At 72.1% G+C, this 12038-nt stretch carries 8 protein-coding genes; 4 read left to right on the top strand and 4 right to left on the bottom strand.

The window, feature by feature from the left end; genetic code table 11:
- The first annotated feature begins 155 nt into the window (after positions 1 to 155).
- The 4 genes from IE98_RS0107725 to IE98_RS0107710 all read left to right on the top strand — a co-directional run bounded on the left by IE98_RS0107725 (position 156) and on the right by IE98_RS0107710 (position 6003).
- On the top strand, positions 156 to 881 hold the full coding sequence (locus tag IE98_RS0107725; RefSeq protein ID WP_030266317.1) for a response regulator transcription factor: 726 nt from the start codon (positions 156 to 158) through the stop codon (positions 879 to 881).
- A 243-nt stretch (positions 882 to 1124) separates the two neighbouring features.
- On the top strand, positions 1125 to 2360 hold the full coding sequence (locus IE98_RS0107720) for an HRDC domain-containing protein (protein WP_030266315.1): 1236 nt from the start codon (positions 1125 to 1127) through the stop codon (positions 2358 to 2360).
- A gap of 296 nt (positions 2361 to 2656) precedes the next feature.
- Positions 2657 to 3874, top strand: a complete 1218-nt coding sequence (locus IE98_RS0107715) for a thiolase family protein (protein WP_030266311.1) — start codon at positions 2657 to 2659, stop codon at positions 3872 to 3874.
- Between the two features lie 2 nt (positions 3875 to 3876).
- Positions 3877 to 6003 (top strand): 3-hydroxyacyl-CoA dehydrogenase NAD-binding domain-containing protein, encoded by a 2127-nt coding sequence (locus IE98_RS0107710; protein ID WP_030266308.1) that lies wholly within the window; start codon positions 3877 to 3879, stop codon positions 6001 to 6003.
- A gap of 155 nt (positions 6004 to 6158) precedes the next feature.
- On the opposite strand, the gene IE98_RS0107705 is transcribed toward IE98_RS0107710, so the two are convergent.
- From IE98_RS0107705 to IE98_RS0107690, 4 genes are all read right to left on the bottom strand, one after another.
- Positions 6159 to 7673 (bottom strand): ArnT family glycosyltransferase, encoded by a 1515-nt coding sequence (locus IE98_RS0107705; protein WP_030266305.1) that lies wholly within the window; start codon positions 7671 to 7673, stop codon positions 6159 to 6161.
- A gap of 132 nt (positions 7674 to 7805) precedes the next feature.
- Positions 7806 to 9713 carry a 1-deoxy-D-xylulose-5-phosphate synthase gene (gene dxs / locus IE98_RS0107700; RefSeq protein ID WP_030266302.1) on the bottom strand — a complete coding sequence of 636 codons (1908 nt, stop codon included), beginning with the start codon at positions 9711 to 9713 and terminating at the stop codon, positions 7806 to 7808.
- Between the two features lie 183 nt (positions 9714 to 9896).
- The gene (locus IE98_RS0107695; RefSeq protein ID WP_030266299.1) at positions 9897 to 11186 is read right to left on the bottom strand and encodes a sugar ABC transporter permease; all 1290 of its coding nucleotides are present in this window, start codon (positions 11184 to 11186) and stop codon (positions 9897 to 9899) included.
- The gene (locus IE98_RS0107690; RefSeq protein WP_030266296.1) at positions 11183 to 11971 is read right to left on the bottom strand and encodes an ATP-binding cassette domain-containing protein; all 789 of its coding nucleotides are present in this window, start codon (positions 11969 to 11971) and stop codon (positions 11183 to 11185) included. The genes IE98_RS0107695 and IE98_RS0107690 overlap by 4 nt, the downstream gene beginning before the upstream one ends.
- Positions 11972 to 12038: the final 67 nt, after the last annotated feature.

Here is a 12038-nt window from a genome sequence, read left to right as displayed (position 1 = left end):
CTGCGCGATTTGTCCGTATTGTTACTCACTAGATCGTGATCTTTCGCTAAAGCCGGGCACGGATGATGCCGAAGGTGTCAGTGACCCTTTCCGAACGCGGAACACTCCGACCGCCCCCATCGGGGTTCCGTCCGCCACTCCCCACAGGAGGCCTGGTGTCGGTCCTTCTCGAGCACCCCGCAAACGTGGTCGCGTACCGTCCGACGAAGCCCACCGCCATGGTGGTCATCGCCGACCCGCGCGTCCGAAACACCGTCACCCGGCACCTGTGGGCCCTGGGTGTGCGCGACGTGATCGAGGTCTCCTCGATCGCCGAAGCCCGCCCGCGGGTCGCCACTCCGCGCGACATCTGCATCGCCGACGTGCACCTCCCGGACGGCTCCGGGCTGACCATCCTGGCCGAGACCCGCGCCGCGGGCTGGCCCAACGGCCTCGCGCTCTCCGCGGCCGACGACATCGGGGCCGTGCGCTCCGCGCTCGCCGGCGGCGTCAAGGGCTACGTGGTCACCGGTACCCGCACCAACCTCGCCATGCCCGGCCGCCCCGGCATGCCGCTCGGTGCCGCCCACCTGGCCGGCCGGATGCGCCGCCCCGGCATGCCGGGCGTCCCCGGCGCCCCCGGAGCGACGGGTGCGCCCGGAGCCCCCGGTGCGCCGGGTGCCCCCGGTGCGCAGCCCACCGCGTACCGGGAGCTGTCCGGCCGCGAGGTCGAGGTGCTGAGGCTGGTGGCGGAGGGCCAGTCCAACAAGGCGATCGGCGTGGCGATGGGCCTGTCCGCACTGACCGTCAAGAGCCACCTCGCACGGATCGCCCGCAAGCTGGGCACCGGCGACCGGGCCGGCATGGTCGCGGTCGCGCTGCGCACCGGCATCATCCACTGACGCCCGGACCGGCCCGGCCCCCGCGCGGGCCGGCTCCGGCGCAACCATCCGGCGGAGGCCCGGAGGAACGTTTCCTCCGGGCCTCCGCCCGGTCCCGGACGGGTCCGCGGACCGGTCCACGGCAGGTGGAGGACCTGTCAGGGGCCGGTGACCGGCCGGCCACGGGCCGGGGGCATATGTCGGAACGCGGTCTGACCAGTCCGACAACACTCCCGGCCCCGTACGCCGTCGTACCCTTGGGGGGTGACCGACGCCGTAGCAGCCATCCCAGAAGAGACAGCCCCGGTCCCGCTCCTCGAACCGCGGGAGGGGCTGCCACCCGTCGTCGCCGACGAGCAGGCGCTCGCCGCCACGGTCGCGGCCTTCGCCGCCGGACGGGGCCCGGTCGCCGTGGACGCCGAGCGCGCCTCCGGCTACCGCTACGGCCAGCGGGCCTACCTCATCCAGCTCCGCCGGGCCGGCGCGGGCACCGCGCTGATCGACCCGATCGCCTGTCCCGACCTGCACGCCCTCGGTGCGGCCCTCGCCGACGCCGAGTGGGTGGTGCACGCCGCCACCCAGGACCTCCCCTGCCTCGGCGAGGTCGGCATGCGCCCGCGGTCGCTGTTCGACACCGAGCTGGCCGGGCGGCTCGCCGGCTTCCCCCGGGTGGGCCTCGGCCCGATGACCGAGAGCGTCCTCGGCCTCTCCCTGGCCAAGGAGCACTCCGCGGTCGACTGGTCCACCCGCCCGCTGCCCGAGCCGTGGCTGCGCTACGCCGCTCTGGACGTCGAGGTGCTGGTCGAGCTGCGCGACGCACTCGAGCAGGAGCTGGACGCCCAGGGCAAGCTCGACTGGGCGCTGCAGGAGTTCGCGGCGCTCGCCGCCGCGCCGCTGCCCGCCCCGCGGGTCGACCCCTGGCGGCGCACCTCCCAGCTGCACAAGGTCCGCCGCCGCCGTCAGCTCGCCGCCGTCCGCGAGCTCTGGCAGACCCGCGACCGGATGGCCCGCGAGCGCGACGTCTCCCCCGGCCGGGTGCTGCCCGACGCCGCCATCGTCAACGCCGCCCTGGCCATGCCCACCAACGCCGCCGGCCTGGTCGCCGTGCAGGGCTTCGGCCCGCGGGTGAACCGGCGCCAGGTCGACCAGTGGCTGGCCGCGCTGCAGCGGGCCCGCGAGCTGTCCGAGTCGCAGCTGCCGGCCGCCACGGCACCGCACGACGGCCCGCCGCCGCCGCGGGCCTGGGCGGACAAGGACCCGGTGGCGGCGGCGCGGCTGAGCGCGGCGCGCGCCGCGGTGTCGGCGATGGCCGAGGAGAAGCACCTGCCGGCGGAGAACCTGATCACGCCGGACCTCGTGCGGCGGGTCTGCTGGGAGCCCCCGGCGGTGTCCGACGCCGAGAACATCGCCGCCTCCCTGCGCCGCCTCGGTGCCCGCCGGTGGCAGACCGACCTGGTCGCCCCGGCCCTCGCGACCGCCTTCGACCAGGCCGCGAGCTAGGGCGCAGCCCGCGATCAGGGGCAATCACAGGGCGCTGGGGACTGCGCGACCCGGAAGGTGCGGACCGTCGCCTTCCGGGTCGCGCCGTTCCGCCCCCGACTCTCGGCCGGGAGGTGCCCCCGGCGCCCCTGTTCCCGCTCTCCCGACGGGTGTGCTGGGGGACACACCCCGTCCGGGGGGTGTGGCCCCTGGGCAAGTTAGTTACCGGCGGGTAGCATGGCTCTGAAGCAGCGCCGCTCCACCCGTGGGCCGTGCGGACTGCGCTTAACGTCATGTCCCCTGGGAGGAGAGCCCCCGTGCCTCGTACCGTGAGGGACGTCGTCTTCGTCGACGGCGTCCGCACCCCGTTCGGCAAGGCCGGCCCGAAGGGCATCTACCACGAGACCCGCGCGGACGACCTGGTCGTCAAGTGCATCCGTGAGCTGGTGCGCCGCAACCCGAACCTGCCCGTCGAGCGCATCGACGAGGTCGCCGTCGCCGCGACCACGCAGATCGGCGACCAGGGCCTGACCATCGGCCGCACCGCCGGCCTCCTCGCCGGCCTGCCGCAGTCCGTTCCGGGCTACGCGATCGACCGCATGTGCGCCGGTGCGATGACCGCCGTCACCACCACCGCCGGCGGCATCGCCTTCGGCGCGTACGACATCGCCGTCGCCGGCGGCGTCGAGCACATGGGCCGCCACCCGATGGGCGAGGGCGTGGACCCGAACCCGCGCTTCGTGTCGGAGAAGCTGGTCGACGAGTCCGCCCTGTTCATGGGCATGACCGCCGAGAACCTGCACGACCGCCTGCCGCACATCACCAAGGAGCGCTGCGACGCCTACGCCGTACGCTCCCAGGAGAAGGCCGCCAAGGCGTACGCCAACGGCGACATCCAGCCGGACCTGGTGCCGATCGCGATCCGCAACACCAACCCCGAGGTCGGCGAGACCGGCTGGGGCCTGGCGACGACGGACGAGCCGATGCGCCCCGGCACCACCATGGAGTCGCTGGCGAACCTCAAGACCCCGTTCCGCCCGCACGGCAACATCACCGCGGGCAACGCGGCCGGCCTGAACGACGGCGCCACCGCCTCGCTGCTGGCCGCCGAGGACGTCGCCGAGGAGCTCGGCCTGCCGATCAAGATGCGGCTGGTCTCCTTCGCCTACGCCGGCGTGGAGCCCGAGGTCATGGGCATCGGCCCCGTCCCGGCGACGCAGAAGGCGCTGGCCAAGGCCGGTCTGACCATCGACGACATCGGCGCCTTCGAGATCAACGAGGCCTTCGCCGTCCAGGTGCTCTCGCTGCTCGACCACTACGGCATCGCCGACGACGACGAGCGCGTCAACCCGTACGGCGGCGCGATCGCCTACGGCCACCCGCTGGCCTCCACCGGCGTCCGCCTGATGACGCAGCTGGCGCGCCGCTTCGAGCAGCGCCCCGACATCCGCTACGGCCTGACCACCATGTGCATCGGCTTCGGCATGGGCGGCACGGTCATCTGGGAGAACCCGCACTTCGAGGGGAACAAGTGACCGTGAGCACCACCGAGCTGCTGAAGCGCGCCGCCGAGCTGTTCCCCGGCGAGGTCGTCACCACCGCGCACGTGCGCCACCTGGACCTGCCGAAGCAGGCCGGCAAGCTGGCGCTGATCACCCTGGACAACGGCTTCGACCACACCAAGCCGACCACCTTCGGCCCGGGCTCGCTCGCGAAGCTCTCCGAGGCGCTGGACCAGGTCGAGGCCGAGGCCGCCGAGGGCAAGATCGCCGCGGTCGCCATCACCGGCAAGCCGTTCATCTTCGCGGTCGGCGCCGACCTCAAGGGCGTCGAGGTGCTCAAGGAGCACGGCGACGCGCTGGCCATCGGCAAGGGCGGCCACGACGTCTTCAAGCGGATCGCCGCGCTGCCCGTCCCCTCCTTCGCCTACTACAACGGCGCGGCGATGGGCGGCGGCGTCGAGGTCGGCCTGCACTGCACCTACCGCACCGTGAGCTCCGGCATCCCGGCGTTCTCGCTGCCGGAGGTCTTCCTGGGCCTCGTCCCGGGCTGGGGCGGCTGCACCATCCTGCCGAACCTGATCGGCCCGGCGAAGGCTGTCAAGGTCATCGTCGAGAACTCGATGAGCCAGAACAAGCAGCTCAAGGGCAACGAGGTGTTCGAGCTCGGCATCGCGGACGCGATCTTCGAGCCGGCCGACTTCCTGGAGCAGTCGCTGCACTGGACGGCCTCCGTGCTCACCGGCGAGACCGCCGTCGAGCGCGAGGAGATCGACCGCGGCAAGGCCTGGGACGACGCCGTCGCCTGGGGCCGCCTGGTCGCCGATGCCAAGGTGCACGGCGCCGCGCCGGCCGCCTACAAGGCGCTCGACATCATCCAGCAGGTCAAGGACGAGGACCTGCAGGCCGGCTTCGACGCCGAGGACGTGGCGCTGGCCGACCTGATCATGGGCGGCGAGCTGCGCAGCGGCATCTACGCCTTCAACCTGGTGCAGCGCCGTGCCAAGCGCCCCTTCGGTGCGCCGGACAAGTCGCTGGCCCGCCCGGTCAGCAAGGTCGGCGTCGTCGGCGCGGGCCTGATGGCCTCGCAGCTGGCGCTGCTGTTCGCCCGCCGCCTGGAGGTGCCGGTCGTGCTGACCGACATCGACCAGGAGCGCATCGACAAGGGCGTGGGCTACGTCCACGCCGAGGTCGACAAGCTCCTCGCCAAGGGCCGGATCAACGGCGACAAGGCCAACAAGCTCAAGGGCCTCGTCTCCGGCCACCTCGACAAGGCGGTCGCCTTCGGCGACGCGGACTTCGTGATCGAGGCCGTGTTCGAGGAGATGGGCGTCAAGCAGAACGTCTTCGCCGAGCTGGAGGCCGTGGTCTCTCCGACCACCATCCTGGCGACCAACACCTCCTCGCTGTCGGTCACCGAGATGGCCTCGAAGCTGGAGCACCCGGAGCGGGTCGTCGGCTTCCACTTCTTCAACCCGGTCGCGATCCTCCCGCTGCTGGAGATCGTCCGCGCGGAGAAGACCGACGACGCCTCGCTGGCCACCGCCTTCGGTGTCGCCCGGAAGCTGAAGAAGACGGCCGTCCTCACCAAGGACGCCCCGGCGTTCGTGGTGAACCGGATCCTGCTCCGCTTCATGGACGCGATCCAGGGCGCCATCGACGAGGGCACCCCGATCGAGACCATCGAGAAGGCCGTGCTGCCGCTCGGCCTGCCGATGTCCCCGATCGTGCTGCTGGAGCTGGTCGGCCCGGCCATCGCCCTGCACGTGTCGGAGACCCTGCACCGGGCCTTCCCGGAGCGGTTCACCGTCTCCGAGAACCTCGGCAAGCTCGTCAAGGCCGGCAAGCGCGGCTTCTACGTCTGGCAGGACGGCCAGCAGGTCCTCGACCCCGAGGTCCTGGAGCTGCTGACCTTCGGCGACACCGTGCTGACCGAGGAGCAGGTCCTCGCCCGCGCCCTGGAGGCGGTGGCGCAGGAGATCGGCCTGATGCTGGACGAGGGCGTCGTCGGCGAGGCGCAGGACATCGACCTGTGCATGATCACCGGCGCCGGCTGGCCCTTCCACCTGGGCGGCATCACGCCGTACCTGGACCGCGAGGGCGTCTCGGAGCGCGTGAACGGCAAGCGCTTCCTCGCCCAGGGCCTGGCCTCCGTCCCGGCCTGAGCCCCGTAGCGACACGAAGGCCCCCGCCCCCCGGCGGGGGCCTTTCGCACGTCCTGGAAAGCCCTGGAGGCCCTGGAAGGCCCTGGAGGCGCCCTGAGGGCGTACCGGGCCGCCCCGAGGCGGCCCCTGGGCGCCCCGGGCCGTCTCCGGCGGGGCTACTTCTTCTTGAGGCGGTAGATGACGGTGTCGCCGGTGACGCCGACGACCTCGTAGTGGGTGTCGAGCAGGCTCTCGATGCGGGGGATCAGCAGCGGCTGGTAGGGGGCGGTGCCGGAGTCGTCGACGACGATCTCGGGCAGGCCCTTGGCGGCGAGCTCCTCGTCGAAGGTCTGCCAGGCCTCGCTGACGCTGTACTGCTCGCCGACCTTCTGGCCGTCCTTGCCGCCGCTGTAGTTGGTGAGGAAGCCCGCGGTCAGGTACCGGCTGGCGGGGCGACGGTCGGCCAGCCAGTACAGCTCCGGGTGCATGCCCCAGACCAGCACGGTGTCCTTCGGCGTGGTCTGCTTGGCGACCGCGGTGGCGACCTCGGTGGTCTGGGTGAGCTTCTGGCCCGGCCAGAACACCGCGAGGCCCCAGAAGAAGGTGCAGGCCACCGCCGAGTACGTGAGCACCGGCCGCCAGCGCACCGCCGAGGTGGAGACCGCGCCGACGCCGAGCAGCACCAGCGGCGGCATCAGCTGCAGGTAGTAGTGGCCGAAGAAGTGGAAGCCCACGCTGACCGCGACCGCCGAGGAGAGCAACCACACCCACAGGTCGGTGGTGGAGCCGTGCTCCTCCCCCGCCCCGGGGACGCTGCGGCGGCCGCGCCGCAGCCACAGCCGGTACCCGATCGGCACCACGAAGCCGAGGCCGGCGGCGAGCAGGATCGCCGAGTTGCCGAGCGCCCGGCCGGTCATCTGCAGCCAGGCGCCGCCGAGCGAGGCGTAGTCGCCGCTGCCGGTGACCACCCAGAACAGGAAGCCCTTGGGCTTGGTGAGGATCAGCGCGACGAGCGCTATCGGCAGCGCGAAGCCGAAGCCGATCGCGGCCAGCACCGGGGGCCAGCGCACCCCGCGCCGGCGGGCGTCCTGCAGCATCATCCACAGCACCGGCAGCAGCACGGCACCGCCGGTCTGCTTGGTCAGCGAGCAGAGCGCCACCGCGATGCCCGCGGCCAGCCAGCGGCGCCGCTCGGCGTACCGGAAGGCGGCGACCATCGCAGGCAGCATGAAGACCTCGAAGGTCGCCGCCTGGGTGTCCTCCGGCGACAAGCCGATGGACAGCAGCAGGTAGAGCACGCCGGCGGCGCCGCCGGCCCGGTTGCCCCAGCGGCCGCGGGCGATGGAGGCCAGCAGCACGGCGGTGAGCAGGTGGGCGACGATCGCCAGGCTGCGCAGCGGCCAGAGCGAGCCGGAGCCGAAGAGCGCGAAGCAGGCCTGGTACAGCCAGGGCAGCAGCGGGGGCTTGCGGTCGACGACGGTGTCGTAGAGCACGCCGCCGTCGGCCAGCATGCGGGCCTGGGTGGCGAGGTAGCCCTCGTCCGGGCTCCACACCGGCCGCAGGAACGACGGCACGTGGGTGGCCGCGGCGAGCAGGGCCAGCACCGGCACCAGCCTCGTCCAGTAGCCCGTGCGGACCTGCTCGCGGAGGCGGGCGGTCGCGGTGGGGCTGCTGGGGGTCGGTGTGGGCACGGGTGACAACCTACCCGGCGCCCCCGTCGGCGGGCGCGCCGGATCGGGATCGCGCCCGATCTGCCCGGTTCGTGACGTGCCGGAGCCCCGGGTGCGGGGCAACCGCTCCCGGGGCTCCGGCACGATCGGGCGTCAGGCCTGGACGGGCTGCGCGTCGAGGCGCGCCACGAGGGCGGTCACCTGACGGGCGACGTCCGGGGCGGTGAGGCCGATCTCGGCGAGGATCTCCTCGCGCTTGGCGTGGTCGAGGAACTCCTGCGGGATGCCGAAGTCGCGCAGCGGCAGGTCGACGTCGGCGTCGCGCAGGGCCTGGGCGATCGCGCTGCCGACACCGCCGACGCGGCCGTTGTCCTCGACGGTGACGACGACCCGGTGCTCGGCGGCGAGGCCGGGCAGCGCCTTGTCGACCGGCTTGACCCAGCGCGGGTCGACGACGGTGGAGGTGATGCCCTGGGCGTCGAGCAGCTCGGCGGCCTCCAGGCAGAGCGGGGCCATCGCGCCGACGGAGACGATGAGCACGTCGGCGCGCCTGTCGCCGCCGCCCTCGCCGCTCTCGCGGAGCACGTCCATGCCGCCGACCTTGCCGACCGCGGGGACGGCGGGGCCGACGCTGCCCTTGGAGTAGCGGACGACGGTGGGCGCGTTGGGCACCTCGACGGCCTCGCGCAGCTGGGCGCGGACCTGGTCGGCGTCGCGCGGGGCGGCGAGCCGCAGGCCCGGGACGGTCTGCAGGATCGACATGTCCCACATGCCGTTGTGCGAGGCGCCGTCGGTGCCGGTGACGCCGGCCCGGTCGAGGACGAAGGTGACGCCCAGCTTGTGCAGCGCGACGTCCATCAGCACCTGGTCGTAGGCGCGGTTCAGGAAGGTCGCGTAGACGGCGACGACCGGGTGCAGGCCGTTGGTGGCCAGGCCGGCGGCCGAGACGGCGGCGTGCTGCTCGGCGATGCCCACGTCGAAGATGCGGTCCGGGTAGGCCTTGGCGAAGGGCGCCAGGCCGACCGGGTGCAGCATCGCGGCGGTGATCGCCACGATGTCCTTGCGCTCGCGGCCGAGGGCGACCATCTCCTCGCCGAAGACGGAGGTCCAGTCCTTGCCGGAGGACTTCACCGGCAGGCCGGTGTCGGGGTGGATGACGCCGACCGCGTGGAAGCGGTCCTCGTCGTTGTTCTCGGCGGCGTGGTAGCCGCGGCCCTTCTCGGTGATGCAGTGCACGATCACCGGGCCGCCGAAGCCGCGGGCCTTGGTGAACGCGGACTCCAGCGCCACCAGGTCGTGGCCGTCGATCGGGCCGATGTACTTGAGGCCGAGGTCCTCGAACATGCCCTGCGGGGCGATGAAGTCCTTCAGGCCCTTCTTGGCGCCGTGCAGGGTGTCGAACATCGCCTGGCCGACGACGGGGGTGCGCTGCAGCGCGTCCTTGCCCCAGGACAGGAACCGCTCGTAGCCCTGGGTGGTGCGCAGGGTGGCGAGGTGGTTGGCCAGGCCGCCGATGGTCGGGGAGTACGAGCGCTCGTTGTCGTTGACGACGATGACGACCGGCAGGTCCCTCGCGTCCGCGATGTTGTTGAGCGCCTCCCAGGCCATACCGCCGGTGAGCGCGCCGTCGCCGATGACGGCGACGACCGGGCGGTCCTTGTGGCCCTGGATCTTGTTGGCCTTGGCGAGGCCGTCGGCGTAGCCGAGGACGGTCGAGGCGTGCGAGTTCTCGATCACGTCGTGCTCGGACTCGGCGCGCGACGGATAGCCCGACAGGCCGCCCTTCATCTTCAGCCGGGAGAAGTCCTGGCGGCCGGTGAGCAGCTTGTGGACGTAGCTCTGGTGGCCGGTGTCGAAGAGGATCCGGTCGCGCGGCGAGTCGAAGACCCGGTGCATCGCGATGGTGAGCTCCACCACGCCCAGGTTCGGGCCGAGGTGGCCACCGGTCTTCGAGACCTCCTCGACCAGGAAGCCCCGGATCTCCTCGGCCAGGTCGGCCAGCTGCGCCGGGGTGAGCCGGTCGAGATCGCGCGGTCCCCTAATGCGGGTCAGCAGGGCCACCCGTTCCTCCTCGTTCACTGTTCCCAGACCTCTCTGTCCGGCCTGGCCGGGCTTCCCCGACTGCAAGAGTCTAATGTCCGGCTGGCGGACACCATGCGGCGCATGGGGGCTCCGGTTACACATGACGGGGCCCGGCACCCGATCGGTTCGGGTGCCGGGCCTCACACTGCTCCGGGCGTGTCGTCAGCCCCGGCCGCTGGACTTCTGGGTGCGGCGGGAGACGGAGTCGAGCACGACGGCGCCGAGCAGCACCGCGCCGGTGATCATGTACTGGATCGCCTGGTTGACGTGCACCAGGTCGAGGCCGGTGATGATCGACTGGATGACCAGGATGCCCAGCAGGGCGGACCAGGTCTTGCCGCGGCCGCCGAAGAGGCTGGTGCCGCCGATGACGGCCGCCGCGATCGAGTTCATCAGGACGTTGCCGCCACCGAGCAGCTTGTCCGCGGAACCCTGCTGGGAGGCGATGAACAGGCCGCCGAGGGCCGCCATGCCGGCCGAGATCATGAAGACCGAGATCCGGACCCAGGCGACGTTGATGCCGGCCCGGCGGGCCGCCTCGACGCTGCCGCCGACCGCGAAGATCTGGCGGCCGTAGGAGGTGCGGCGGAGCACGAAGTCGGTGATGACGACGACCGACAGGAAGATCACCAGGGGCAGCGGCAGGCCGCGGTCCTGGTTCAGCATGTAGGCGGCGACCAGGGCGATCACCGCGATCACGCCGGTGCGCAGGGCGATCTCGCTCATCGGGCGGGCCGGCAGGCCGGCGTCGCCGCGGCGCTTGGCGTCCAGGAACTGGCCGGCGCCGAAGAGCGCGATGCCGAGAACCGCGAAGCCCCAGGTGAAGGCGACGTCGCCGTCACCGAGGAAGTAGGTGTCCAGGTTGGCGAGCACACCGTCGTTCAGGACGTTGACGGTGCCCTTGTCGCCGAGGACGAACATCTGCAGGCCGCTCCAGGCGAGCAGGCCCGCCAGGGTGACGACGAAGGCGGGGACGCCGATCTTGGCGAAGAAGAAGCCGTGCAGGGCGCCGATGGCGAGCGCGGCGACGATCGCGATCAGGCAGGCGAGCCACTCGTTGAGGCCCGAACGCACCGAGAGGACGGCGGCTATCGCGGCGGAGACGCCGGCGACCGAACCGAGGGAGAGGTCGATCTCACCGAGCAGCAGCACGAAGACGATGCCGACGGCGATGAGGCCGGGGCCGGCGACCCACTTGGTGATGTTGGTGAGGTTGTCGGCGTTGAGGAAGTCGCCGGTGATGCCCTGGAAGATGGCGCCGATCAGGATCAGGCCGAGCACGACCGGGACGGAGCCCAGGTCGCCGCTCTTCATCTTGCGCTTGAACTCGGCGACGTAGCCGGCGAAGCCGGCCTCGCGGACGAGCAGGCGCGGGTCGACCGCGGGGGCGGCCGGGGCGGCGGCGGGCTCGGGAGCCTTCTCCGCGGCGTTGGTGGTCTGGTCGGTGGTCACTTCGCTTCCTCCGCGATACGTGCCTGGCGCCGGGTGACGGCGTTCTCGGTGGCGCCGGTGATGGCGGAGATGATCTCCTCGTGCGAGGTGCTGGCCACCTCGAAGACGCCGTTGTTGCGGCCCAGGCGGAGCACCGCGACGGTGTCCGCGACGGCCTTGACGTCGGCCATGTTGTGGCTGATCAGGATCACGCCGAGGCCGCGGTCGCGCAGGCGCTCGACCAGGTCGAGGACCTGGGCGGTCTGCTCGACGCCGAGGGCGGCGGTGGGCTCGTCCAGGATGACGATCTTGGGGTCGCCGACCAGGGCGCGGGCGATCGCGACGACCTGGCGCTGACCGCCGGAGAGGGCCGCGATCGGGATGCGGACGCTGGGGATGCGGATCGACAGGGTGTCGAGCAGCTCCTTGGCGCGCTTCTCCATGGCGACCTCGTCGAGCGCGCCGAAGCGGCGCAGCTCGCGGCCGAGGAAGAGGTTGCCGACGACGTCCAGGTTGTCGCAGAGCGCGAGGTCCTGGTAGACGGTGGCGACGCCGAGGGCCTGGGCGTCGTGCGGTCGGTTGATCGCGACCTTGCTGCCCTCCCACTCGATCGCGCCCTCGTCGATGGGGTGCACGCCGGCGATCGTCTTCACCAGCGTCGACTTGCCTGCACCGTTGTCGCCCACCAGGGCGACGACCTCGCCGGCGTGGACCTCCAGGTGCACATCGGTGAGCGCCTGAACGGCACCGAAGCGCTTGGAGACACCGCGCAACGCCAGTACGGGTGCGCCTGTCACGTGAACCATCTCCTTCGTTCCGTGCCAGCCCCCGGATATGGGCATGACACGGCCTGCCGCGCGCCGACCCGGGCGC

The organism is Streptomyces sp. NRRL B-24484, from assembly GCF_000717715.1.
In the GTDB taxonomy this organism is placed as follows: domain Bacteria; phylum Actinomycetota; class Actinomycetes; order Streptomycetales; family Streptomycetaceae; genus Kitasatospora.
This window is presented reverse-complemented; position numbering and strand designations above follow the sequence as displayed.

Coding starts and splice junctions, on each gene's coding strand:
- IE98_RS0107690 (WP_030266296.1), bottom strand. CDS start 11,971: ATGGTTCACGTGACAGGCGCACCCGTACTGGCGTTGCGCGGTGTCTCC.